The sequence below is a fragment of the Pseudomonas sp. LTR0 genome (assembly GCF_036630035.1).
GTDB classification, from domain to species: Bacteria; Pseudomonadota; Gammaproteobacteria; order Pseudomonadales; family Pseudomonadaceae; genus Aquipseudomonas; species Aquipseudomonas putida_Y.
In genome coordinates this window covers 4,987,717-5,013,266 of record NZ_CP123734.1, presented here as the reverse complement: position 1 = coordinate 5,013,266, position 25,550 = coordinate 4,987,717, and the positions used below count along the sequence as shown (strand labels likewise).

Annotated in this window: 19 protein-coding genes; 9 read left to right on the top strand and 10 right to left on the bottom strand. The window is 62.9% G+C overall.

The window, feature by feature from the left end:
• Position 1: 1 nt before the first annotated feature.
• The 7 genes from QCL51_RS22945 (at position 2) to QCL51_RS22915 (ending at position 6,176) form a co-directional block, all read left to right on the top strand.
• Positions 2 to 1,165 (top strand): phosphoglycerate kinase, encoded by a 1,164-nt coding sequence (locus QCL51_RS22945; protein ID WP_103443695.1) that lies wholly within the window; start codon positions 2 to 4, stop codon positions 1,163 to 1,165.
• Positions 1,165 to 1,416: a hypothetical protein gene (locus tag QCL51_RS22940; RefSeq protein ID WP_021783781.1), complete on the top strand. Its 252-nt coding sequence runs from the start codon at positions 1,165 to 1,167 to the stop codon at positions 1,414 to 1,416. Before QCL51_RS22945 ends, QCL51_RS22940 begins: the two co-directional genes overlap by 1 nt.
• Before the next feature lie 78 nt (positions 1,417 to 1,494).
• Positions 1,495 to 1,824 (top strand): MliC family protein, encoded by a 330-nt coding sequence (locus QCL51_RS22935; protein ID WP_021783782.1) that lies wholly within the window; start codon positions 1,495 to 1,497, stop codon positions 1,822 to 1,824.
• Between the two features lie 100 nt (positions 1,825 to 1,924).
• Positions 1,925 to 2,989, top strand: coding sequence for a class II fructose-bisphosphate aldolase (gene fba / locus QCL51_RS22930; protein ID WP_021783783.1), 1,065 nt, complete (start codon positions 1,925 to 1,927; stop codon positions 2,987 to 2,989).
• Positions 2,990 to 3,200: 211 nt separating this feature from the next.
• On the top strand, positions 3,201 to 5,327 hold the full coding sequence (locus QCL51_RS22925) for an EAL domain-containing protein (RefSeq protein WP_021783784.1): 2,127 nt from the start codon (positions 3,201 to 3,203) through the stop codon (positions 5,325 to 5,327).
• 39 nt (positions 5,328 to 5,366) lie between these two features.
• Positions 5,367 to 5,867 carry a M48 family metallopeptidase gene (locus QCL51_RS22920; protein WP_003249394.1) on the top strand — a complete coding sequence of 167 codons (501 nt, stop codon included), beginning with the start codon at positions 5,367 to 5,369 and terminating at the stop codon, positions 5,865 to 5,867.
• 12 nt (positions 5,868 to 5,879) lie between these two features.
• Complete coding sequence (locus QCL51_RS22915) at positions 5,880 to 6,176, top strand: winged helix-turn-helix domain-containing protein (RefSeq protein ID WP_003249396.1); 297 nt, start codon at positions 5,880 to 5,882, stop codon at positions 6,174 to 6,176.
• Positions 6,177 to 6,209: 33 nt separating this feature from the next.
• On the opposite strand, the gene QCL51_RS22910 is transcribed toward QCL51_RS22915, so the two are convergent.
• Complete coding sequence (locus QCL51_RS22910) at positions 6,210 to 6,662, bottom strand: GNAT family N-acetyltransferase (RefSeq protein ID WP_338444320.1); 453 nt, start codon at positions 6,660 to 6,662, stop codon at positions 6,210 to 6,212.
• Positions 6,663 to 6,816: 154 nt separating this feature from the next.
• On the opposite strand from QCL51_RS22910, the gene QCL51_RS22905 reads away from it, so the two are divergent.
• Positions 6,817 to 7,554 (top strand): transporter substrate-binding domain-containing protein, encoded by a 738-nt coding sequence (locus QCL51_RS22905; RefSeq protein ID WP_338444319.1) that lies wholly within the window; start codon positions 6,817 to 6,819, stop codon positions 7,552 to 7,554.
• Positions 7,555 to 7,584: 30 nt separating this feature from the next.
• On the opposite strand, the gene yccS is transcribed toward QCL51_RS22905, so the two are convergent.
• The 9 genes from yccS to QCL51_RS22860 form a co-directional block, all read right to left on the bottom strand.
• On the bottom strand, positions 7,585 to 9,768 hold the full coding sequence (gene yccS, locus QCL51_RS22900) for a YccS family putative transporter (protein WP_338444317.1): 2,184 nt from the start codon (positions 9,766 to 9,768) through the stop codon (positions 7,585 to 7,587).
• Between the two features lie 211 nt (positions 9,769 to 9,979).
• Positions 9,980 to 11,161, bottom strand: coding sequence for an NAD(P)/FAD-dependent oxidoreductase (locus tag QCL51_RS22895; RefSeq protein WP_274147872.1), 1,182 nt, complete (start codon positions 11,159 to 11,161; stop codon positions 9,980 to 9,982).
• A gap of 122 nt (positions 11,162 to 11,283) precedes the next feature.
• The gene (gene dbpA, locus QCL51_RS22890; protein ID WP_235776642.1) at positions 11,284 to 12,621 is read right to left on the bottom strand and encodes an ATP-dependent RNA helicase DbpA; all 1,338 of its coding nucleotides are present in this window, start codon (positions 12,619 to 12,621) and stop codon (positions 11,284 to 11,286) included.
• A 112-nt stretch (positions 12,622 to 12,733) separates the two neighbouring features.
• Complete coding sequence (gene mdtD / locus QCL51_RS22885; RefSeq protein WP_021783790.1) at positions 12,734 to 14,161, bottom strand: multidrug transporter subunit MdtD; 1,428 nt, start codon at positions 14,159 to 14,161, stop codon at positions 12,734 to 12,736.
• A 107-nt stretch (positions 14,162 to 14,268) separates the two neighbouring features.
• On the bottom strand, positions 14,269 to 15,588 hold the full coding sequence (locus QCL51_RS22880) for a TldD/PmbA family protein (RefSeq protein ID WP_103463113.1): 1,320 nt from the start codon (positions 15,586 to 15,588) through the stop codon (positions 14,269 to 14,271).
• Entirely contained in the window at positions 15,588 to 17,030 is a 1,443-nt protein-coding gene (locus QCL51_RS22875; protein ID WP_338444314.1) for a TldD/PmbA family protein, read from the bottom strand. The genes QCL51_RS22880 and QCL51_RS22875 overlap by 1 nt, the downstream gene beginning before the upstream one ends.
• Before the next feature lie 31 nt (positions 17,031 to 17,061).
• A complete protein-coding gene (locus QCL51_RS22870; RefSeq protein ID WP_338444313.1) occupies positions 17,062 to 18,864 on the bottom strand; it encodes an acyl-CoA dehydrogenase in 1,803 nt (600 codons plus the stop codon).
• A gap of 820 nt (positions 18,865 to 19,684) precedes the next feature.
• Positions 19,685 to 23,638 (bottom strand): trifunctional transcriptional regulator/proline dehydrogenase/L-glutamate gamma-semialdehyde dehydrogenase, encoded by a 3,954-nt coding sequence (putA, locus tag QCL51_RS22865; RefSeq protein ID WP_084850252.1) that lies wholly within the window; start codon positions 23,636 to 23,638, stop codon positions 19,685 to 19,687.
• Between the two features lie 31 nt (positions 23,639 to 23,669).
• Complete coding sequence (locus QCL51_RS22860; RefSeq protein ID WP_338444311.1) at positions 23,670 to 23,966, bottom strand: hypothetical protein; 297 nt, start codon at positions 23,964 to 23,966, stop codon at positions 23,670 to 23,672.
• A gap of 27 nt (positions 23,967 to 23,993) precedes the next feature.
• On the opposite strand from QCL51_RS22860, the gene putP reads away from it, so the two are divergent.
• Positions 23,994 to 25,472: a sodium/proline symporter PutP gene (gene putP / locus QCL51_RS22855; protein ID WP_028697041.1), complete on the top strand. Its 1,479-nt coding sequence runs from the start codon at positions 23,994 to 23,996 to the stop codon at positions 25,470 to 25,472.
• Positions 25,473 to 25,550: the final 78 nt, after the last annotated feature.

Below are 25,550 nucleotides of genomic sequence, written 5' to 3'. Positions count from 1 at the left end.
CATGACCGTGTTGAAGATGACCGACCTCGATCTGCAAGGTAAGCGCGTACTGATCCGCGAAGACCTCAACGTGCCTGTGAAGGACGGTGTGGTAGCCAGCGACGCACGTATCCTGGCAGCGCTGCCGACCATCAAGCTGGCCCTGGAGAAGGGCGCAGCGGTAATGGTCTGCTCACACCTGGGCCGCCCGACCGAAGGCGAATTTTCTGCCGAGAACAGCCTCAAGCCGGTCGCCGATTACCTGAGCAAGGCCCTGGGTCGTGACGTGCCGCTGGTTGCCGACTACCTGGACGGTGTCGCGGTACAGGCCGGTGATCTGGTGCTGTTCGAGAACGTGCGCTTCAACAAGGGCGAGAAAAAGAACGCCGACGAGCTGGCGCAGAAATACGCTGCGCTGTGCGACGTATTCGTCATGGACGCTTTCGGCACCGCACACCGCGCCGAAGGTTCGACCCATGGCGTCGCCAAGTTCGCCAAGGTTGCCGCTGCCGGCCCGCTGCTGGCAGCCGAACTGGATGCCCTGGGCAAGGCCCTGAAGGCCCCGGCCAAGCCAATGGCGGCCATCGTTGCCGGCTCCAAGGTATCCACCAAGCTGGACGTGCTGAACAGCCTGAGCAGTGTTTGCGACCAGTTGATCGTTGGCGGCGGTATTGCCAACACCTTCCTGGCCGCTGCTGGCCACCCGGTCGGCAAGTCGCTGTACGAGCCTGACCTGGTCGACACCGCCAAGGCCATTGCCGCCAAGGTCAGCGTGCCGCTGCCAGTCGACGTGGTGGTTGCCAAAGAGTTCGCCGAGAGCGCCGAAGCTACCGTCAAAGCCATTGCCGACGTAGCTGCCGACGACATGATCCTGGATATCGGTCCGCAAACCGCGGCCAACTTCGCCGAGCTGCTGAAGTCGTCGAAAACCATTCTGTGGAACGGTCCGGTGGGCGTGTTCGAATTCGATCAGTTCGGCAACGGCACCAAGGTACTGGCCAAGGCCATCGCTGACAGCGCCGCGTTCTCTATCGCCGGTGGCGGTGACACCCTGGCAGCCATCGACAAATATGGCGTCAGCAAGGAAATCTCCTACATTTCTACCGGTGGTGGCGCCTTCCTCGAGTTCGTCGAGGGCAAGGTCCTGCCAGCTGTCGCAATCCTGGAAGAGCGGGCCAAAGCCTGATGACGTCGGCGCTTGGCAAAGGGAGTGGCCTGGTGGTCAAGCAATTGCCTGTGATGATGCTGGCCGGTCTGCTGAGCGCTTGTGCTGGCAGCCCGGCCTCGGATGCCGACCCGGCGCGATCGCACAAGGGCGGTTGCTACCAGTCCGAATGGCAGGCCGAGACTGTGCCGGTCATCAGCAAGCGCGTGGGCCCGGAAGGCCTGGAAAAGTACGACGAAGACCACCAGCGCAAGGCGCCGGGTTGCCCTTGATCGGGTAATAGGCAACCTGAAGGTTGATTTGTGGTCTTGAAGAAGGGCTGCACAGCAGCCTCAAATCGAGGAAACTGAATGAAAGCGCTTTTGGCCGTGTCGGCCTTGGCGACACTGGCAGGATGCTCACTGCTGCAGCCGGCGCAACCCGCCCCGGCAGACAACTGGACCCGTTGGGTCTGCGACACTCAGGTTGAGGTGCTTTGGCGCTTTGCCGATGCCCAACGCGACCAGGTTGATGTACGCCTTGGCGGCGGTGATCAGGTCTATCGGCTCAAGGCTGAACCGGGTGCTTCGGGTGCGCTTTACAGCGATGGCATGCTGGCCTTCCACACCAAGGGCGAAGAAGGCCTGGTGTACTGGGTGGCAACCAACGATCTGATTGGGCGGGGTTGCAAGGCACCGTGACTGGCCGGGCCGCGAGGGTGGCCCACACTACTTGAACAGCAACCGCCCCTGCGGCAGGCTTGCACGAAACAAACGACGCTTGTCGGGAGAGAGATACACAATGGCACTCATTAGCATGCGCCAGATGCTGGACCACGCCGCCGAGTTCGGCTACGGCGTTCCAGCTTTCAACGTCAACAACCTCGAGCAGATGCGCGCCATCATGGAAGCGGCCGACAAGACCGACTCTCCGGTGATCGTCCAGGCTTCGGCCGGTGCCCGCAAATACGCCGGTGCCCCGTTTCTGCGCCACCTGATCCTGGCTGCCATCGAAGAGTTCCCGCACATTCCGGTGTGCATGCACCAGGACCACGGTACCAGCCCTGACGTCTGCCAGCGCTCGATCCAGCTGGGCTTCAGCTCGGTGATGATGGACGGCTCGCTGGGTGAAGACGGCAAGACCCCGACCGACTACGAATACAACGTCCGCGTTACCCAGCAGACCGTTGCCATGGCTCACGCCTGTGGCGTTTCGGTTGAAGGCGAGCTGGGCTGCCTGGGTTCGCTGGAAACCGGCATGGCCGGTGAAGAGGACGGGATCGGCGCCGAAGGCGTGCTGGATCACAGCCAGATGCTGACCGACCCGGAAGAAGCCGCCGACTTCGTCAAGAAGACCCAGGTCGACGCCCTGGCGATCGCCATCGGTACCAGCCACGGTGCCTACAAGTTCACCAAGCCACCAACCGGTGACGTGCTGGCCATCGATCGCATCAAGGAAATCCACAAGCGCATTCCCAACACCCACCTGGTGATGCACGGTTCGTCCTCGGTACCGCAAGAGTGGCTGGCGATCATCAACCAGTACGGCGGCGACATCAAAGAAACCTACGGTGTACCGGTCGAAGAAATCGTTGAAGGCATCAAGCATGGTGTGCGCAAGGTCAACATCGATACCGACCTGCGTCTGGCGTCTACCGGTGCCATGCGCCGTCTGATGGCGCAGAACCCGAGCGAGTTCGACCCGCGCAAGTTCTTCGGTGAAACCATCAAGGCCATGCGCGACGTGTGCATCGCCCGTTACGAAGCTTTCGGCACCGCTGGCAATGCCTCGAAGATCAAGCCGGTCTCTCTGGAAGGTATGTACCAGCGTTATCTGAAAGGTGAGCTGGCCGCCAAGGTCAACTGATCGACAGATAACACTGAAAAACCCGCAGCGATGCGGGTTTTTTATGGGCGATGAAAGCCTGCACGTAATGTCGGCGGATCGACCGTTAGTCGGCTAACGTACAGTTTAGCCACTGATAGCGTTCTGATTGCATTGCGTGTTGCAGCCTCAGGTCTAGAGTACTAATGGATCCAACCGTATTTTGAAGTCGGTCACATAACAGAGAAGCAGCATGGATGGCGCTTACCTTCAACAACAGCCACTGGATGGCAGCTCAGTTCTTCTGGTAGTAGACGACTACCCCGAGAACCTCATCAGCATGCGGGCCTTGTTGGCCCGGCAGGATTGGCAAGTATTGACGGCTAGCTCTGGGATTGAAGCCTTGAGCGCGTTGCTTGAGTACGAAGTCGACCTGGTGTTGATGGATGTACAGATGCCGGAAATGGACGGCTTTGAAGTCGCCCGGCTGATGCGCGGCAATCAGCGTACCCGACTGACCCCGATCATTTTCCTCACCGCCAACGAACAGTCCGAAGCGGCCGTGCTCAAAGGCTACGCCAGCGGCGCTGTGGATTACATGTTCAAACCGTTCGACCCGCAAATCCTCAAGCCCAAGGTCCAGGCTTTGCTCGACCAGCAGCGCAACCGGCGCATGCTGCAGCAGCTGAGTCGCGAGCTGGAGGCGGCCAGGGCATTCAATGCGTCCATCCTGGAAAATGCCGCCGAAGGCATTCTGGTGGTTGATGCCCATGGCATCATCAGTTTTGCCAATCCGGCCATTTCCCGTTTGCTGGCGGCACCGGTGCAACAACTGCAGGGCACCCAGTTGCTCGACGTTGTGCAGCTGGGCAGTGCCAGCCTGTGGCGCGATTCGGACTTCTACAAGGCCTACCAAGGGCGACGGATCTTCCGCGTACACGATGCCCAACTGCGTATCCATGGAGGGGAAGCTGTGCCGGTGGCGCTGTCCTGTGCGCCGTTGCCGGCCGACCAGCAGGCCATGGTGGTGACCGTGCTGGACATGTCGGTGGTGCATGACTTGCACCAGCAACTGGAATATCAGGCCATTACTGACCCGCTCACCGGCCTGCTCAACCGCCGTGGTTTCTACCAGGCTGCTGAAGGTGCTCTGTTGCGCAACGAGCGCTCGGGCAAGGCGCAGGCGCTGATGTACATGGACCTGGATGGCTTCAAGCGCATCAACGACTCCCTCGGCCACGACGCTGGCGACCGGGTGTTACGCTGGGTGGCCGAGCAGCTCAAGGACTGCCTGGGCAGTGAGGCCTTGCTGGCGCGCATGGGCGGCGACGAATTCACTGCACTGTTCGACAGCTTGCCCTACCCGGAGCAGGCCGGGCGTTATGCCGAACGGTTGCTCGAGCGTGTTTCCATCAGCCATGAGGTAGACGGGCTCGATGTGTGCCTTGGGGTCAGCATCGGTATTGCCACCTACCCTGACTGCGGCGCCAATGTCGAAGGCCTGCTACGTTCGGCCGATACAGCGATGTACGCAGCCAAGCAGGCTGGGCGTCAGCAATACCGCTTCTACGACCAGGAACTCAATGGACGGGCGCGCTCGCGGCTGATGCTCGAGGACAGCGTGCGTATGGCCATCGAGCAGCAGGACTTTACCTTGGTGTACCAGCCACAGGTAGCTTTCCACGATGGTCGCCTGCGTGGTTTCGAGGCCTTGCTGCGCTGGCAGCACCCCAGCGTTGGCGATGTACCGCCGGGGCTGTTCATCCCATTGCTGGAAGAAGCGCGCCTGATCAACCGCCTGGCCAGCTGGATCTACCGCCAGGGGGCCGCACAGCGGCAAGCCTGGTATGACCGCTTTCCGGCGGACCTTGTGCTCGGCATCAGCCTGAGCCGCGCGCAGTTCGTCATGCCTGGGTTGGTCGAAGAGCTGCAACGGGTCATCCAGCTTTACCAGCTTGTCCCGACGCAGTTGGAAGTGGAAGTGGCGGAAACCTCGCTTATGTATAACATCGATGCGGCTGTCAAGCAGATACACCGCTTGCGTGACCTGGGCGTGAGGGTGGCTCTGGATGACTTCGGTGCGGGGGACTGTTCGTTGCGCATGCTGCGCGACCTGCCTATCGATACCCTCAAACTCGACCGTCATCTGGTGGCACGGCTGCCCGATTCGGCGGTAGATGCTGCTTTGGTTCGCAGCGTGATCGGCCTGTGTGCCGACTACCGTATCACGGTGATCGCCGAGGGCGTGGAGACCCCGGCACAGGCAGCCTGGCTCAAGGCCAATGGCTGCGAATACGTTCAGGGCTTCCTGGTGGCTTATCCGATGACTGCTGCTGACGCTAGCGGCTTCCCGGCAATTTTCTCCTGGCCAGGGCCGTGATTGGCTAGAATCGGCATTCGTTACGCCGAATACAGCGCCATGACCGTACTACGTTACTTGCAAGCCTACCCCCCGCACCTGCAGGCGCAGGTGCGGCAGATGATCGACAGCGACCGCCTGGGTGAATACCTGCAGCGCCGTTACCCTGACCGCCATGACGTGCAAAGCGACAAGGCGCTGTATGGCTATGCCCAGGATCTACGCCAACAGTACCTGCGAAGTGCGCCAAACCTGGACAAGGTGCTGTTCGACAGCCGCCTCGACCTGACGCATCGGGCCCTGGGCTTGAATACGGCGGTATCGCGGGTGCAGGGCGGCAAGCTCAAGGCGAAGAAGGAAATCCGCATTGCCTCGCTGTTCAAGGAGGCCGCGCCACAGTTCTTGCGCATGATCGTTGTGCACGAGTTGGCGCATCTGCGCGAGCGAGATCACAACAAGGCGTTCTACCAGCTCTGCCAGCACATGGAGCCGGACTATCACCAACTGGAATTCGACCTGCGCGTCTACCTGACCTACCGGGAGCTGCCGGGCAACCTCTAAGGAACATGCAGCATGGAAGTAAGCAAGACCAAGAGCAGCTTCTACCGCCGCCTGTACGTGGCCTGGCTGATCGACAGCCAGACCGCGACCAGCGTGCCCGCCCTGATGGAGGCCACCGGCATGCCCCGTCGCACAGCCCAGGACACTATCGCCGCGCTGGCCGACCTGGACATCGTCTGCGAGTTCGAACAGCAGGAAGGCGCACGCAACCACGCCGGGCATTACCGCATCCATGACTGGGGGGCGATCGACAAGCAGTGGATCATCCGACACTTGCGGCAGATCCGCGAAGTGCTGGGCTACCCCTGATTTGAAAAGCTGGCGCGGTCCGTGGGGGCGGCCTCAACCCTTTCGCATTCCGATAGTCGCGATGCCGTCCACCAGAGACTCCCCGCTCACCACCGCAAACCCATGGCGGGCATAAAAATCCTGCAAATGCGCCTGAGCCGACAGATACACCGGCACCCCCGGCCAACCGTGCTCCGCCGCCTCCAGCCCTTTGAGCAGCAAGCTTTCCTCGAGCTTCAAACCTCGCGCTTGCGGTGATGTCACCAAGCGTCCGATCACCACATCCCCTCCTTGTGACTGCGGATCCAGTAGGCGCAGGTAGGCCACCAGCTTGTCTTCCTGCCAGGCCATAAGGTGCAAGGTATCGCCAGTCAGGTCCTGACCATCGACTTCCTGATAGGCGTGGCGCTGCTCCACCACGAATACCTCAGTGCGTAATTGCAAAATGGCATAGAGCTGCTCCTTGCCGAGGGCGGTGTGGTGCTTGCAGAGCCAGTCGATTGACATTGGCACGAACTCCTTGGATGGGGCTGGATCATCGCATGCTGCATGTGCTTCGGCCAAAATAGAGGCTAAATGACACTATTGGCCGCTGCCCTCGGTAACAGCTTTGTGTAATCTCACTGCCAGTGTTGCCCTCCATATGCGAAAGGACGTGAGCATGCGGCCACTGCTTTGTGTTCTGGGATTGCTGGCAACGATGCTGGCAACACCCGCCCTGGGTCGCGACAAGCTACGGCTGGTGGCTGACAACTGGCCACCGTTCACCGATGCCAAGATGCCGGGCGGCGGCCTTGCGACCTCCATCGTTACCACGGCGCTAGCCCGTGCCGGCTACGCCAGCGGCTATGAAGAGGTGCCGTGGGCGCGTGCGTTGCTGGGGGTAGGTGAAGGGCGCTACGACGTGCTGATCAATGCCTGGTACAACGATTCGCGCGCCAATATCGGGCAGTTCTCCAACGCCTACCTCAGTAATCGAATTCGGCTGCTGCAACGTAAGGGCGAGACGTTTAGCTACAAGCAGCAGTCTGACCTTTATCCCTACAGCATTGCTGTAGTGCGCGATTACGCCTATTCACCGGAATTCGACGGGGATCCCCGTCTGCACAAGGTGGCGGTGCGCAACTTTTCTTCTGCGGTACGCATGTTGGCGGCGGGGCGGGTAAGCCTGGCGGTGGAAGACGAGTACGTGGCCCGCTATAACCTGCAACGTGAGCCGCAGGAAGTACGTGATGGAGTGATGCTGGTGGAGCCGCCGCTATGGGAGAACACCCTGCATATTCTGGTCAGCCTGAAGCACCCGGAGCATAAGCGGATCGTAGAGCGCTTTGAGCAGGCGATTGCGGCGATGAAGGCGGATGGAAGCTATGCCCGGCTGCTGCGTCAGTATGGTTTTTGAGCGCAGCGGCCAGCACAGGCAATAAAACTATCAGGCCGGGGCACCTTCTTTGATCAGGTGTGCCGCCAGGGTCCGCAATGGCCCCAGCTGGCGGCATATCAACGCCAACTGCGTCTGCACCAACCGCTGATGCTCATCCAGATCTTCCGGCATCTGCTCCAGGGCATTGGCCAGCGCCTCTTCGCTATCACTGTGAATCGCCACCGGCAGCCGTGCGGCCAGGCCGTTGGCAATCTCGTCCAGGCTGTTGGCCAGGCTTTGCCCGGCGCCTTCGATCAACTGCTCCTGTACCTCCGCCGGCAACGCCGTGTCGCGGTGCGCGCCTAACCCCGAGAGGTAGCTGAGCAGGGTGTGCGACAGCACCAGGAAGCGAAAGCCAACGTCGGCTTCCTTACGGAAATGCCCCGGCTCCATCAGCATGTTGGCCAAGGTGGTGGACAGCGCCGCATCAGCGTTGTGGGCATTGCGCCGGGCCAGGCGGTAGGCCAGGTCGTCGCGCTTGCCGTGGGCATACTGCTGCATGATCTGGCGCAGGTAGACGCTGGCGCAGGCCAGGGTATTGGCCAGCGCCTTGTTCAGCCGTCGGCCCTGCCAGTCAGGCAGGAACAGGAATACCGCGAGGATGGCAATCAGGCTGCCCACCAGGGTATCGAACAGGCGTGGCAGGAACAGGCCGTAGCCATCGCCGATCTGGTTGAAGCAGAACAGCACCATCAGGGTGATCGCGGCAGTGGCCAGGGTGTAGCGGGTCGTGCGGTTGACGAAGAACACCACCCCGGCAACCACGGCGAACAATGACTGGATGACCGGGTTTGGGAAAAGGTCGAACAAGGCCCAGCCCACTGTCAGGCCAACGGCAGTGCCGAAGATTCGCTGCACCAGCTTGCGCCGGGTGGCCCCGTAGTTGGGCTGGCACACGAACAGCGTGGTGAGGATGATCCAGTAGCCCTGGGTCGGGTGAATCAGGTGCACCATGCCATAGCCGATCGACAGCGCCAGCGGCAGGCGCAAGGCATGGCGGAACAACAGCGAGGTCGGTGTGAGCTGGGTGCGCAGGCGCGTCCATACGTCCTTCAGCGAGCGTGGCGAGCGGTCGAGCAGGCTGCTGTCGCTGGCATCGGCCAGGCTGTCCGGGTTGCTGGCGGCACTGAGCAGGCGGTCCAGCGTTGCCAGGTTGGCAGCCAGCGCCCGCAGCGAGCGCAGCAGGCCGCGCCAGGCCGGGTTGCTTTGAATGCGCAGGTGTTCGAGCGAAGCGTTGAGGTCCTCGAGGGCTTCTGGATAACCGCTGGCCAGCACGAACGGTTGGCGCAGGCGGATCGAGCGGGCCAGCTCCTGGCAAGATGAGCCCTGCTTACGCAGCAGGCGCTGGCAGCGGAACATGACGTCACTGTGGAAAAACGCCTCGGTCAGAGCGTTGTAGGGGTAGTGCGAGGCACTGACACGCTCGTGGATGTCCTGGGCCAGGAAGTACAGCTTGAGGTAGCGGCTTACCTTCGAGTTTGGTTGGCTGTTGCCCACCCGGTGCAGGATGATTTCCTTGGCGGCGTTCAGCGCTGCCACCACCTTGCCGTTCTGCTGGGCCAGTTCCAGGCGCCGGGCCTCGACGTCGAGCATGCGGACCGGTTCGAACAGGCTGGCCTTGAGCTTGAGGTAGCTGCCCAGCTCGAAGAACAGTTTGGCCAGGCTCTGTTGTACCGGCTGGTTGGAAAACAGCGCCTGCCACAGCACCGACAACAGCCCGTACCAGGCCGCACCTGCCACCAGCAGCAGCGGTTCGTGCCAGAAGTCGGTGACCTGGCCGCCGCGCTGGTCCACGCCGATCATGGTGTAGACCGCAGTGATCAAGGTGGCCGAAGCGATGGCGCCGTAGCGCTCGCCCAGCGCTCCGAGCATGGTCAGGCCAAAGGCGGCCAGGGCCAGGGCAATGACGAAGATCCAGGGGTAAGGGAACAGCAACTCGACCGCCAGTGCAGCGATGGCGAAACACACCAGGGTAACGGCCAGGGCGCTGAGGCGGCCCTGCCAGCTGTCGTCGGTTTCGGCCAGGGCGCTGGCGATGATGCCGAGGAACAGTGGAATCAGCAGGGCCATCTCGTTCTGGTACCAGCACAGGGCCAGACTGCCGGTGAGGGCAATGGTGACCCGGATGCTGTAGCTGAACTTGTCTTGGCCCCACAGGCGACGCAGTGACTGACGGAACGAGCTCGATGACATGATGGCCTGCCAGGCGGTGATCAGAAGAATACCTTTCAGGGCCGGTTATTGGGGCCGCTTCGCGTCCCTTCGCGGGCACGCCCGCTCCCACAGGGTTCTTTGTAGAACGTGTGGGAGCGGGCGTGCCCGCGAAGGGACGCGAAGCGGCCCCAATAACGGCTCCAAACACGGGCCAGCAAGAAGCGTTCCGTGCTGCTGAAAGGATTCTACCCTACACGAACTGCGCTGCGGCGTTCGCTGATGCCCAGGCCCACTGGAAGTTGAAACCGCCCAGGTGGCCGGTGACATCCAGCACTTCACCGATGAAGTACAAACCGGGGCTTTTCAGCGATTCCATGGTCTTGGACGACACCTCGCGGGTATCCACGCCGCCCAGGGTCACTTCGGCGGTGCGGTAGCCTTCGGTGCCGGCCGGCACAACTTGCCAGTTCGCCAGCTTTTCGGCGATTTGCGCCAGTTCCGCCGGGGTGTACTGCTTCATCGGTTTCGACTCGAACCACTGCTCGGCCAGCAAGTTAGCCAGCTTGCGAGTGAAGACCTCGCCCAGCACGGTCTTCAGTTCGGCGTTGGCGCGCTCGGCCTGCATCTGTTGCAGCCAGGTCAGCGCATCGCGGTCGGGCAACAGGTTGATCTCGACCGTGTCACCGGCTTCCCAGAATGACGAGATCTGCAAGATCGCCGGACCGCTCAGGCCGCGGTGCGTGAACAGCAGGTTTTCGCGGAAACTGGTGCCATTGCAACTGGCGGTGCAGTCCAGCGAGGTGCCGGACAATTCGGTGCACATCGCCTTGAGTTGGGGCTCGGTGATGGTGAATGGCACCAGCCCGGCGCGGGTTGGCAGCAGGGTGTGGCCGAACTGGCGGGCCACCTGGTAGCCGAAACCGGTGGCGCCCAGGGTCGGGATCGACAGGCCGCCGGTGGCGATGACCAGCGACTGGCAGGCGAACTGGCCGCTGCTGGTCTGCAACAGATAGCCGCTTTCGGTCTTCTCGATCTGTTCGATGCTGGTGTGCATGCGGATCTCGGCACCGGCCTCGTCACACTCGGCCAGCAGCATGTCGAGGATGTCACTGGCCTTGTTGTCGCAGAACAGTTGCCCGAGTTTCTTCTCGTGGTAGGCCACGCCGTGCTTGCAGACCAGCTCGATGAAGTCCCATTGGGTGTAGCGAGCCAGCGCCGACTTGCAGAAGTGTGCGTTGTGCGAAAGGAAGTTGGCCGGCTCGGTGTACATGTTGGTGAAGTTGCAGCGCCCGCCGCCGGACATGAGGATCTTCTTGCCTGGCTTGTTGGCGTGGTCGAGCAGCAGCACCCGGCGGCCGCGACGGGCACTGAGCTGGGCGCACATCAGGCCGGCGGCGCCGGCGCCAAGGATGATCACGTCGGTGGAGTGCACTGTATGAACCTTCAGAGTTGAAATGCTGAACCCTGTGGGAGCGGGTTCACCCGCGAATGCGATGGTGCATTCACTGCCGCATTCGTGGGTAAAACCGCTTCTACAGGGGATTTGCCTGGCATTTAGATAATGCGGACTTTCAGGGCGCGGCCCTTGATCTTGCCGCTGTTCAGCCGCTGCATGGCCTGCTTGGCCAGCGCCCGCTCCACGGCCACAAACGCCTGAAAGTCGAAGATGGCAATCTTGCCCACCTGCTTGCCCGGGATGCCGGCATCACCGGTCAAGGCCCCCAGGATGTCGCCAGGGCGCAGCTTGTCCTTGCGGCCAGCGGCAATGCACAGCGTGGTCATCACTGGCAGCAGGGGCTCGCCGCCCTTGTTTTTCAGGCTGTCCAGCTGGTCCCAGCGCAGCGGGCTCTTCTGCAGCGCTTCGATGGCCTGGGCGCGGTGGCCTTCGGCCGGTGCCACCAGGCTGACCGCAATGCCTTTCTCGCCGGCGCGGCCGGTGCGGCCCACGCGGTGCACGTGGATTTCCGCATCACGTGCCAGTTCCACGTTGATGACCATGTCCAGGCCATCGATGTCCAGACCGCGGGCGGCCACGTCGGTAGCCACCAGCACCGAGCTGCTGCGGTTGGCGAACATGGTCAGCACCTGGTCACGGTCGCGCTGCTCCAGGTCGCCGTGCAGGGCCTGGGCGACGATGCCCTTGGCGGTCAGGTGGGCAACCACGTCCTCGCATTGCTGCTTGGTGAAGCAGAACGCTACGCACGACTGCGGGCGGTAGTGGCCGAGCACGCGGGTGACTGCTTCCAGACGTTGTTGCGGGTCAATCTCGATGAAACGCTGCTCGATCTGGTTGTCGGCGTGCAGGCTCTCGACCTTGACCTGCTGCGGGTTGCGCATGAAGTCGGCGGCCAGTTGCTTGATGCCGGCCGGGTAGGTGGCAGAGAACAGCAGGGTCTGACGGCGCGACGGGGTCTTGCCGATGATGCTGGCGATGGCGTCGAAGAAGCCCATGTCGAGCATGCGGTCGGCTTCGTCCAGTACCAGGGTGTTCAACCCGTCCAGTACAAGGGTGCCTTTGTCCAGGTGCTGCTGGATGCGCCCTGGGGTGCCGACGATGATGTGTGCGCCGTGCTCCAGCGACGCGATCTGTGGGCCAAGCGAAACACCGCCGCATAGGGTCAGGATCTTGATGTTGTCCTCGGCGCGGGCCAGGCGGCGCAGTTCCTTGGCCACCTGGTCGGCGAGCTCGCGGGTAGGGCAGAGCACCAACGCCTGGCAGCCGAAGTAGCGCGGGTTGATCGGGTTGAGCAGGCCGATGCCGAAGGCGGCGGTCTTGCCGCTACCGGTCTTGGCCTGGGCGATCAGGTCCTGGCCTTTGAGGATGACAGGCAGGCTCTGGGCCTGGATAGGCGTCATCGAGGCATAGCCGAGGGCGTCCAGGTTGGCCAGCATGGCAGTGGACAGCGGCAAGGTAGCAAAGGCGGTGGATTCGGTGGTCACGAGGCGGGCCTGCGTTGCGAAGCGAAAAATGCCGCACAGTCTACCAGCCTCGTGGCCATTCGCCCTACGACTCCATGTGTTGTTCCGGACGACGGGCACGCCTTCCGTCCGTCGGCGCCAGTTGCAGGAAAATCGCCGCCGCCAGCATGGCCATTACACCGATGGTGACGAAGGTCAGCTGGAACGCGCCCAGGGTGGTTTCCACGCCCTCGGCGCTGCCTGCCGCAGTAAAACCGCCCAACAGTGCGCCGGCGCAGGCCACGCCCAGGCTCAGCGAAAGTTGCGCGACTACCGACAGCAGGCTGTTACCGCTGCTGGCGCTGGCGTCGTCGAGATCGATGAGCGTCACTGTGTTCATCGCCGTGAACTGCATGGAGTTCACGGCACCCAGAAGGCCAAGTTGCACCAACAGCAGCCAATAGGGCGTCTGCTCGTCCACCAGGCCGAGGCTTGCCAGCAGGATGCCCAGCAGCAAGGTATTACCGGTCAGAATGATGCGATATCCGAACCGTTCGATCAGCGGTCGGGCAATGGACTTGGCCAGCATGGCCGCCACCGCCAGCGGGATCATGCTCATGCCTGCCTGGGCGGGTGAGTAGCCCAGCGCGACCTGCAGCAGCAACGGCACCAGGAAGGGCAGAGCGCCGCTGCCCAGGCGGGCGAACAGGTTGCCGAGGATGCCGATGGCGAAGGTGCGCACGCGGAACAGGCTGGGCGAGAACAGCGGCTCCGGGTCGCGCCCGGCTCGCAGCCAGTACGCGGCCAGGCAGGCCATGCCGGCGAACAGCAGCAACATTACCCGCAAGTGCGGCAGGTGCAGCTCGCCCAGGCCTTCCATTGCAATGGTGATCAGTACCATCGCTGCGCCAAACAGCAGGAAACCAGGGCCGTCGAAGGTGGTGCGCTCGGCGCCGCGCAAGTCCGGGATGAACTTCCACACGGCAATGCAGCCAAGCAGGCCGACTGGCAGGTTGAGCAGGAAGATCCAGTGCCAGCTGAGGATTTCCACCAGCCAGCCACCGACCGTTGGACCCAGCAATGGCCCGAGCAGGCCGGGGATGGTGATGAAGCTCATGATCCGCACCAGCTCGCTGCGGGGGTAGGCGCGCAGCACCACCAGCCGCCCGACCGGCAGCATCAGTGCACCGCCCAGGCCCTGCACTACGCGGGCGAAGATCAGGAAACCAAGGCTGTTGGCTACGGCGCACAGCAGCGAACCAAAGCTGAACAGCAAGATGGCACTGAAGAAGATGCGCTTGGTGCCGAAACGGTCGGCGATCCAGCCGGAGGCAGGGATCAGCAGGGCCACGGTGAGCATGTAGGCAATGATCACACCCTGCATGCGCAATGGGTCTTCGGCCAACGAGCGGGCCATGGCTGGCAGCGCAGTGTTGAGGATGGTGCCGTCCAGGGACTGCATGAAAAAAGCGATGGCCACCACCCAAGGGATCCAGCGGGCGGTGACGGGGTCCAGCGGGGTGCGTTCGGGCATGACTTCCTCGTTTGTCAGTGCCAGCCTCTTCGCGGGTACCCGCTTCTGCAAGGGTTTGGCGCCCCCTGTAGGAGCGGGCTTGCCCGCGATAGGGCCATCAATGCCTATTACAATGTCAGGGTCAGGCCTTTGACCAGCGCCCCGGGCAAATGACTCGACCCAGTACTGCGCTGCCCATAAGTACTTGTGGACAGGATCATCTCGCGCTCCTGGGTCAGGTCCTCAAGCTGGCTGCCCAGCAAGCTGTACAGGCTGTCATCGAAGCGCATGGTACTCACCGGCCCCTGGATCTGCCCGTCTTCTACCCAGAAGGTGGCGAAGCGGGTCAGCCCGGTCATGCGCGCCGCTGGCAGGTCCGAGTAGTTCAGGTACCACAGGTTGCTGATGTACAGGCCGGTGCCCAGCCGCTCAAGGATCTGCGCACTGGCCAGATTGCCCGGCGCCAGGCTGAGCGCACAGGGCGACTCATAGCCGTCGGCGCCATTGGCCTGCAGTTCGAACTCGGCCGCACTGCGCGCACTGATCAACCGCTGCCGGGCTTCGCCTTGCTGGATCAGCGGCACATCCAGACGCGGCGCACCTTCATCGGAAAATGCCGGGCTAAGTGAGCCACTTACCTGCTCGGTAAAACTCACCAGCGGGCTAAGCCGTGCATCGCCGTTGTACAGGCGCTGCAGAGCGCTGTTGCCAGTGGCCAGGGCTTGCGCGGAAAAACCGCCCCAGCACAGCATGCCGGCGACTTCGTCCATGGCCGCAGGTGCAAGGTAGGCGCGGTAGGTGCCGGGCTTGAGGGTAACTGCCGGGCGACCGAGGAAACCCAACTGCTCTCGTGCTTGGCGCAGGCGCGCGGTGAAGTCGTCGGCACTCCAGGCCTGGCCGGCATAGTTGGCCTTCACCGCCTGGCCATTAGCGTGGAACAGGCTCCAGTCGACGTTGAAACTGTTGGCCTGGTGCCAGCCGAAGGCGCCGAACGAGCTGGCGAAACCCCGGCAGACCGGGCCGGCGGCATGGATGCCGACCAGGTCCAGGTCGCCTGCTTCACGCTCGAGCAGATCCAGTACTTCGCTCAGTGCGGGCAGGGGGTGTTCCTGCAGGCTATGGCTGTGCCAGGCATTTTCGTCCAGGCGCAGATAAGGGTCGAGGGCCAGCAGCGGCAAGGTCTGACGCAACTGCTCGAGCGCAACATTCAGGCGCTGGCGATCCAGTTGTGCGTCGCCACTCAAGGTTACCTGCTGTTCCGCCTGGCGCCCATCGCGCACCAGCCGCAGCTGCGCGCTGGCCTGGCTGACTTCGCCGGCCTGGCGCACCTTGGCATGGTTGAAACGCACGAACTGCGATTGCTCGGCACTGTAACCGAGGGTGAACTGCTCGCCTGCCTGAAGGGCGGCGTGCACATCCCCGACCAGGTTTTCGAAAGCGTACTTCATCAGGCGTCTCCTCCGAATACATCGATCTGGCGGAACACACAGGCCGGCGAGGCGTGGCCGACCCGCACCACCTGATTGGGTTCGCCCTTGCCACAGTTGGGCGTGCCCAGCACCTGGAAGGTACTGTGGTCGCCAACCGCTGACAGGTTTCGCCAGAACTGCGCGGAGATGCCGCGGTAGTTGGGGTTCTTGACGATACCCTTGAGCTCGCCATTTTCAATCAACTGGCCCCATTCGCAGCCGAACTGGAACTTGTTGCGCGCATCGTCGATGGACCAGGAACGGTTGGTACGCATCAGGATGCCGTGCTCGATGCCCTGGATCAGTTGCGGCAGGCTTTGCTCACCAGGCTCGATGTTGAGGTTGGCCATGCGGTCGATCGGCGCGCGGTTCCAGCCGCAGGCACGGCTGTTGGCCACGCCGTCCAGGCCGGAGCGGAACTGCGACAGCGCGCCACCCAGCGGGCGCAGCAGCATGCCGGCGCGTATCAGGAACGCTTTGCTTGCCGGAGTACCGTCGTCGTCATGACTGTAACTGGCCAGCTCTTCGCCAATGGTCGGGTCGAAGGTCACGTTCAGCAGGCTGGAGCCGTACTGCAGGTGGCCGAAGTCGCTGGCTTTGACGAAGCTGGTGCCGGCGTAGTTGCGCTCGTCGCCGAGAATGCGGTCCATCTCCAGCGGGTGGCCGATGGATTCGTGAATCTGCAGCATCATCTGGTCCGGCATCAACAGCAGGTCACGCGGGCCATTGGGGGTGTTCGGTGCCAGCAGCAGTTGCAGTGCTTCGTCGGCCACCCGACTGGCCGCGCCGACCAGTCCGCAGCGCTCGATGATCTCGAAACCACCCTGTTGGCCGAAGTTGTCGCGGCCCAGGCTGCGGCTTTGGCTGTCCTGGCCGTCGCTGGCGGTCACCCCCAGGCCCGGAAACAGGAAGCGCTGGGCTTGGCGCAGTTCGGCGCCGGCCGAGTTGAGGTAGGTTTGCTCGACCAGGCTCAGCCCCAGGCTGGCCTGCCAATCCACCAAACGGCTGTCCCTGGGCACGCTGGCCGATTCATCGGCGAGCAGGCCAAGGCAGTCGGCGAGGCTGGGTACGGGTTGGTCGAAGTTGGGCGAAACATGGTCGTGGCGTGCGCTGGTCACCGCTTGTTCGCGCAGGTCCAGCAGGCTGTGCCGGGCGATCTGCCGCGCCAGCGCCTCGGCTTGCTCAAGGGCGCGCTGCAGGCCTGTCTGGGACAGGTCGGCGGTGGCAGCGTAGGCCTCCACGCCATTGATCCGCACGGTGAGCATGGCGCCCTCATCCAGGCTGAAGAAGGGTGGTTCGGCGACGTTGCGGCGAACTGAAAGCGCCTGGTGCGACTGTTTTACATGGCGCAGGGAAAACAACTCGGCCGTACTGCGCAGCGCGGCAAAGCGCTGGCGCAGCAGGGCGCTGGAATCGAACATGCGGATGCCTCCGTGTACACGGTGGCTCCCCCTAGAACCACCCGTCTTGCATGGCGAGGCAGGTATCGTCGTGTGCCTCGAGCAATGCCAGCTCATTATGGCAGCCCGGTACTTCCCAGGTCAGGAAATAACGTGCGGCTTGCAGCTTGCCGAGGTAGAAGTCGCGATCAGCAGCGCTTGCCTTGAGCAGGCCAAGCTCGGCGTGAACCGCCTGCTCAAGCCAGCGCCAGCCGATCACGCAGTGGCCGAAGGCCTTGAGGTACAAGGCAGAGTTGGCCAAGGCACCAGCGACTTTGCCTTGGGCCAGATCGCCAAGCAGGGCCAGGGTTACGCCTTGCAGGCGGTTGACCAACTGCTCCAGCGGCTGGCGCAGCAGGTCCAGGTTGGGGTGATGGCTGGCGCGCTCGCCGGTGGCGGCGATCAGGCGGATCAGTTGCTTGAGGCCGGCACCATTGTTCTGCGCCAGCTTGCGGCCGAGCAAATCGAGCGACTGAATACCTTCGGTACCTTCATGGATCGGATTCAGGCGGTTGTCGCGGTAGTACTGCTCAACCGGGTATTCGCGGGTGTAGCCGTGGCCGCCGAGAACCTGGATCGCCAGTTCATTGGCCTTGAGGCAGAACGTCGAAGGCCAGGATTTGACGATCGGGGTCAGCAGGTCGAGCAGCGCCTGCGCTTGGTTGCGCGACGTTTCGTCGTCGGCGGTCTGGGTATCGTCGAACAGGCGCGCTGCGTACAGGCCCAGGTCGAAGGCGCCTTCTACATAAGCCTTTTGTGCCAGCAGCATTCGTTTCACATCGGTGTGCGCAATGATCGGTACTGCCGGGCTGAGCGGGTCTTTGCTGTCCGGCAGCCGGCCTTGCGGTCGCTGGCGGGCGTACTCCAGCGAATACAGGTAGCCGGCGTAACCGAGCATGACCGCCCCCATGCCAACGCCGATACGTGCTTCGTTCATCATCTGGAACATGCAGGCCAGGCCTTGGTGCGGCTGGCCGACCAGGTACCCGACGCACTGGCCATTGTCGCCGAAGTTCAGGGCTGTGGAGGTGGTGCCGCGCCAGCCCATTTTGTGGAACAGCCCGGCCAGCAGCACATCGTTGCGCGGGCCACGGCTGCCGTCCGGGTTTACGTGGTACTTGGGCACGATGAACAGCGAGATGCCCTTAACCCCGGGCGGGGCGTCCGGAAGCTTGGCCAGCACCATGTGCACGATGTTTTCCGACAGTTCGTGGTCGCCGCCGGAAATGAAGATCTTGTTGCCTTTGAGTCGGTAGCTGCCGTCGTCTGCTGGTTCAGCACGGGTGCGGATGTCGGCCAGCGAAGAGCCGGCGTGGGGTTCGGTCAGCGCCATGGTGCCGAAGTAGCGGCCCTCGATCATCGGTTGCAGGAACAGGCGCTTCTGTTCATCGGAGCCGAAGCTCTCGATCAGGTTGGCCGCGCCCATGGTCAGGAATGGGTAGGCTGTGGTGCCCGCGTTGGCGGCCTGGAAGTGGGCGAAGCAGGCTTGCGAGACCAGGCTGGGCAGCTGCATGCCACCAACCTCGAAGTCCCGGTTGGCGTTGAGGAAGCCGGCTTCGAGGAAGGCGTCGACGGCGGGTTTTACTTCGGGAATCAGTTCGGCGCGGCCATCCACATAGCGTGGTTCGTTTTCGTCGGCCTTGCGGTTGTGCGGGGCGAAATACTTTTCGGCGATGGTGCGCGCGGTGGTCAGTGCCGCATCGAAGGTTTCACGGCTGTGCTCGGCGAAGCGCGGGCGCTGGGTCAGGGCTTCGGCGTCGAGGACTTCGTAGAGCTCGAAGGCGAGGTTGCGGGGGCTGAGCAAGGTCTCGGGCATGGTGGCGGTCCTGAGGCGGGATGCTGCGAGTGTAGGGGCCTGGTGCGGGAGGGGACAGGTTAATAGGTGTGAGTGATATTGTTTTAGAAAGGGCGAGCGCCATGGCTTTAAGGGTATGGCGTTAGAGGTGCGTCGTCTGGGAGACCGAGCGCCGCCCGCGCGGCGCATCGCGAGCTGTGCTCGCTTCTACGTTTGTTTCGGGCCAGTAACGCCCGTGACAGGCGCGCGCGACCGTTTTGTTTGTTCGGCGCAATATCGCGACAAGCCCCAAAGCGCCCGCGCGCAAATCCCCCAGAAATAACTGGCCCGAAACAAACGTAGGAGCGAGCACAGCTCGCGATGCGCCGCGCGGGCGGCGCTCGGTCTCCCAGACGACGCACCTTTACCGCCATACCCTCAAAGCCACACCGCATGGCACGCCACGCCGCATGGCATGAGGTTGCGGAATGGCCAGGCATGTTTGCCGTGGGTTTTATGCCGTTGCTGAAATCGAGCGCCGCCCGCGCGGCGCATCGCGAGCTGCGCTCGCTCCTACGTTTGTTTCGGGCCAGTAACGCCCGTGACAGGCGCGCGCGACCGTTTTGTTTGTTCGGCGCAATATCGCGACATGCCCCAAAGCGCCCGCGCGCAAATCCCCCAGAAATAACTGGCCGGAAACAAACGTAGGAGCGAGCGCAGCTCGCGATGCGCCGCGCGGGCGGCGCTCGGTCTTGCAGGCGCAGAAAATGTTGTGGCGAGCCCCAGCCCCCCAAACCCAATCTCAAGACAAACGCCCATAAAAAAGGAGAGCCTAAGCTCCCCTTTTCAGCAACCCTCAGCTTCAGCCAATGGTCATCAGGCTGGCGTTACCACCCGCCGCCGCAGTGTTCACGCTCACCGCCCGCTCAATCACCAAACGCTCCAGCGCAATCTGGTGATCACCGCTGGACAGCCCGTGCACCCCAACGATCGCCCCGGCACGTTTGGCCACCTGCTGGCATACGCCGCGCAACTGGTCCGAGTCGCCATGGTGGATCACGGCGTCGAACGCCACTTCATCCTTGTTCCAGTCCGCGACCAGCTTCACCTTGGCCTGCAGCTCACGCGGCAGGCGGGCGCGCAGGGCTTTGCCCGGTTCACCGTCAACCCATACCGCCGAGCTGCCAACGGCCAGTACTGCGGCCAGCTGCGCCAGCAGGTCGGTTTCGTTGTCGGCCAGGCACAGTACGTGCTCACGCGGCAAGATGGTGTAGCTGTTGCGCTCGCCGGTCGGGCCAGGCAGCAGGCGGGCGATGCCGCTCTGCGACTGGCTGGCGAACTGGCTGCACAGCGCGACCAGGTCGGCCAGCTGGTTGCTCTCGGCCCAAGCCTTCAGGCCGTGCAGTGGCTTGACCAGCTGTTCGTGCAGGGTGCGGTCCGGCTTGCCTTCGCCGTCCTGCTGCTGGAAGTGGCGGCCAATGGCGTCGGCCGGACGGGTCGACAGCAGGCGGTACAGGTACAGCGGGCCGCCGGCTTTCGGGCCGGTGCCAGACAGGCCTTCACCACCGAACGGCTGCACGCCCACCACGGCACCCACAATGTTGCGGTTGACGTACATGTTGCCGGCATTGGCGGTTTCCACCACTTTGGCAATGGTCTCGTCGATGCGGGTGTGCACGCCCAGGGTCAGGCCGTAGCCGGAGTTGTTGATCTGCTCGATCAATTGGTCCAGGTTGCGGCGGTTGTAGCGCACCACGTGCAGTACGGGACCGAAGATTTCACGCTTCAGTTCGTCGAAGCTTTCCAGTTCGATCAGGGTCGGCATGACGAAGGTGCCACGCTTGATCTCGGCAGCATCGGCAATGGCCACTTGGTAGACCGAGCGGCCTTTCTCGCGCATGCCCTGAATGTGCTTCTCGATGCCGGCCTTGGCTTCGGCGTCGATCACCGGGCCGATGTCCACGGCCAGGCGGTCCGGGCAGCCCAGGCGGCTTTCAGCCATGGCGCCCTTGAGCATTTCGATTACGCGGTCGGCGGAGTCTTCCTGCAAGCACAGCACACGCAGGGCCGAGCAACGCTGGCCGGCACTGTCGAAGGCCGAGGACACCACGTCGATCACGACCTGTTCGGTCAGTGCCGAGGAGTCGACGATCATCGCGTTCTGGCCGCCGGTTTCGGCGATCAGCGGGATCGGGCGGCCCTGGTTGTCCAGGCGGCCAGCGACGTTGCGCTGCAGCAGGCGGGCCACTTCGGTGGAACCGGTGAACATCACGCCTTTGACGCGTTCGTCTCCTACCAGGCCGGCACCGACGGTTTCACCGCGGCCTGGCAGCAGTTGCAGCACGCCTTCGGGGATGCCAGCTTCCAACATCAGGCGCACGGCCTGGGCGGCGATCAGCGGGGTTTGCTCGGCAGGCTTGGCCAGTACCGGGTTGCCGGCAGCCAGGGCTGCGGCCACCTGGCCGGTGAAGATCGCCAGCGGGAAGTTCCAGGGGCTGATGCACACCACCGGGCCCAGCGGGCGGTGGGCGTCGTTGCTGAAGTCGTTGCGTGCCTGCACCGCGTAGTAGCGCAGGAAGTCCACGGCTTCACGCACTTCGGCGATGGCGTTGGCGAAGGTCTTGCCGGCCTCGCGGATGAGCAGGCCCATCAGCGGCTGGATTTCGGCCTCCATCAGGTCGGCGGTGCGTTCCAGAATGGCAGCACGCTCGGCTGGCGGGGTGGCCTGCCAGATCGGCGCGGCGTTCAGTGCGCACTGGATGGCGTTGTCCACGTCGGCAACGGTGGCTTCTTGCACGTGGCCGACCACGTCGCGGTGGTCCGCCGGGTTCAGTACCGGTGCGGCAGCGCTCTCGCTGGCGGCGCAGGCCAGCAGTGGGGCAGCCTTCCAGTCGTTGTGGGCGGTGGCCAGCATGGCGCAGGACAGCGATGCCAGACGGTGTTCGTTGGCCATGTCGATGCCGGCCGAGTTGGCCCGTTCAGTGCCATACAGATCGCGCGGCAGCGGGATACGCGGGTGCGGCAGACCGATACTGCCTTCCTGGGTACCCATGCGCTCGATGCTGGCCACCGGGTCGGCGACCAGTTCCTGGATGGAAATCGAGTGGTCGGCGATGCGGTTGACGAACGAGGTGTTGGCGCCGTTTTCCAGCAGGCGGCGCACCAGGTAGGCCAGCAGCGTTTCATGGGTGCCGACCGGCGCGTACACGCGGCACGGGCGGTTCAGCTTGCCATCGGCAATCTTGCCAACCACTTGCTCGTACAGCGGTTCGCCCATGCCGTGCAGGCACTGGAACTCGTACTGGCCCGGGTAATAGTTCTGCCCGGCAATGTGGTAGATGGCCGACAGGGTGTGGGCGTTGTGGGTGGCGAACTGCGGGTAGATGGCTTCTGGCACGGCCAGCAGCTTGCGGGCGCAGGCCACGTAGGACACGTCGGTGTACACCTTGCGGGTATAGACCGGGTAGCCTTCCAGGCCTTCGACCTGAGCACGCTTGATCTCGCTGTCCCAGTAGGCGCCTTTTACCAGGCGGATCATCAGGCGGTGGCGGCTGCGCTTGGCCAGATCGATGACGTAGTCGATCACGTACGGGCAGCGCTTCTGGTAGGCCTGGATAACGAAACCGATGCCGTTCCAGCCAGCCAGGGATGGCTCGAAGCACAGGCGCTCGAGCAGATCGAGCGAAAGCTCCAGGCGGTCGGCTTCTTCGGCGTCGATGTTCAGGCCGATGTCGTACTGCTTGGCCAGCAGCGTCAGCGACAGCAGTCGCGGGTACAGCTCTTCCATCACGCGCTCGTACTGGGCACGGCTGTAGCGCGGGTGCAGGGCCGACAGCTTGATCGAGATGCCTGGGCCTTCGTAGATGCCGCGGCCATGCGAGGCCTTGCCGATCGAGTGGATGGCCTGCTCGTAGGACGCCAGGTATTTCTGCGCGTCGTGCTCGGTCAGTGCTGCTTCGCCGAGCATGTCGTAGGAGTAGCGGAAGCCTTTGGACTCGAAGCGGCTGGCGTTGGCCAGTGCTTCGGCAATGGTCTCGCCGGTGACGAACTGCTCACCCATCAGGCGCATGGCCATGTCGACGCCCTTGCGGATCATCGGCTCGCCGCTCTTGCCGATAATGCGAGTGAGCGAGGAGGTGAGGCCGGTTTCGTTGTGGGTGCTGACCAGCTTGCCGGTCAGCAGCAGCCCCCAGGTGGCGGCGTTGACGAACAGCGACGGGCTGTTGCCCAGGTGTGGCTGCCAGTTGCCGGTACTGATCTTGTCGCGGATCAGCGCATCGCGGGTGCCTTTGTCGGGGATACGCAGCAGGGCTTCGGCCAGGCACATCAGCGCCACGCCTTCCTGAGACGACAGCGAGAACTCCTGCAGCAGGCCCTGGACGACACCGGCACGGCCGCCGGCGCTTTTCTGATTGCGCAGTTTTTCGGCAATGCTTGCGGCCAGCTTGTTGGTGGCTTCGGCCAGCGGCGCGCTCAGGCGCGCCTGCTCCAGCAGCATTGGCACCACTTCCTGCTCGGGGCGGCGGTAGGCAGCGGTGATTGCCGAGCGCAGTACCGACTGCGGCAAGATGCTCTCGGCAAATTCGAGGAAGCACTGGTGGCTGTGGTCGGCCTGGATTTCACCGGCATCGTCGGCCGGGTTGCTGGCATGACCGTTGAGTTCGGTCAGGGTTGCGCCACCCTCGAGCTTCTCCAGGTAATTGAAGATCGCTTGCTTGATCAACCAGTGAGGTGTGCGGTCAATGGACTGTGCAGCTGCTTTGAGTCGCTCACGGGTCGGGTCGTCGAGTTTGACCCCAAGGGTGGTAGTCGCCATTTCTTATCCTCGTTATTGCCACGGTTGTGGCCTAAGCTGGCATCAAGAGTAGCTGTAGGACAATTCGGGTGCAACTAGGTGCAACCTGAATTTTTTGTGTAGAAGGTGCAACTCGTCCGATAGCCATTCCCGTCCCCTGAAAAGGGGCGTTTTTGGTGTGATTTATTCTGAAAAACCGGTTTTTTACTCCCGAAAGGAGCAAAAAATGGGCTTTGTCGGAAAATGCACTGGCAGGTGCAACTTGCAAAAGAAAAATGGTTGCACCTTCTTTGCGTTGTTGCATAGCATTCGCCGCCTGGGTGCAACCGCCATCGCTGCGGTTGTGCATGATAAAAACAAACGCCAGGGCACACGCATGGGCAATCCACTAACGATCACCTTCGTGATCTACATCGCAGCAATGGTGCTGATCGGCTTCGCCGCCTATCGCGCCACCAAAAACCTTTCCGATTACATTCTGGGCGGTCGCAGCCTGGGTAGCGTGGTTACCGCGCTGTCTGCCGGTGCCTCCGACATGAGTGGCTGGCTGCTGATGGGCCTGCCCGGTGCCATCTACTTCGCGGGCCTGTCCGAGGTCTGGATCGCCATCGGCCTGACGGTTGGTGCCTACCTGAACTGGCTGTTCGTGGCTGGCCGGCTGCGCGTGCAGACCGAGCACAACGGTGACGCGCTGACCCTGCCGGACTATTTCTCCAGCCGTTTCGAAGACAATAGCGGCCTGCTGCGTATCATCTCCGCCATCGTCATCCTGGTCTTCTTCACCATCTACTGCGCTTCCGGCATCGTTGCCGGTGCCCGTCTGTTCGAGAGCACCTTCGGCATGTCGTATGAAACCGCGCTGTGGGCTGGTGCAGCGGCGACCATCGCCTACACATTCATCGGTGGTTTCCTGGCTGTGAGCTGGACCGACACCGTGCAGGCCACGCTGATGATCTTCGCGCTCATCCTCACCCCGGTGTTCGTGCTGATCGCCACCGGTGGCTTCGACCAGACCTTCGCCGCTATCGAGGCGGTGAACCCGGCGAACTTCGACATGCTCAAGGGTGCCACCTTCATCGGTATCATCTCGCTGATGGGCTGGGGCCTGGGTTACTTCGGCCAGCCGCATATCCTGGCGCGCTTCATGGCCGCTGATTCGGTGAAGTCGATCGCCAAGGCGCGCCGCATTTCCATGACCTGGATGATCCTGTGCCTGGCGGGTACCTGCGCCGTAGGCTTCTTCGGTATCGCCTACTTCTCGGCCCATCCTGAACTGGCAGGCCCGGTAAGCGAGAACCACGAACGTGTGTTCATCGAACTGGCCAAGATCCTGTTCAACCCATGGATCGCAGGTGTCCTGCTGTCGGCCATCCTGGCCGCGGTCATGAGTACCCTGAGCTGCCAGCTGCTGGTGTGCTCCAGTGCCTTGACCGAAGACTTCTACAAAGCCTTCCTGCGCAAGAATGCTTCGCAGATCGAGCTGGTGTGGGTCGGCCGTCTGATGGTGCTGGCCGTGGCCCTGATTGCCATCACCATGGCCGCCAATCCGGAAAACCGCGTGCTGGGCCTGGTGGCCTATGCCTGGGCCGGCTTCGGTGCTGCCTTCGGCCCGGTGGTGCTGATTTCGGTGCTGTGGAAAGGCATGACCCGTAACGGCGCGCTGGCCGGTATCGTGGTGGGTGCGCTGACGGTGATCCTGTGGAAGAACTTCGACACCCTCGGGTTGTACGAAATCATCCCGGGCTTCCTGTTCGCCAGCATCGCCATTGTTCTGGTGAGCAAGCTGGGTAGCCCTTCGCAGGCGATGGTCAAACGCTTCGAAGCGGCTGACGCGGCGTATCACGCCGACAAGTAACACCCGTTGAATTGGCGGCGCCTGCTTTGCGGGTGCCGCCAATCAGCAGCCAGGCCTGACTCCGCCTGCAAGGCAAGG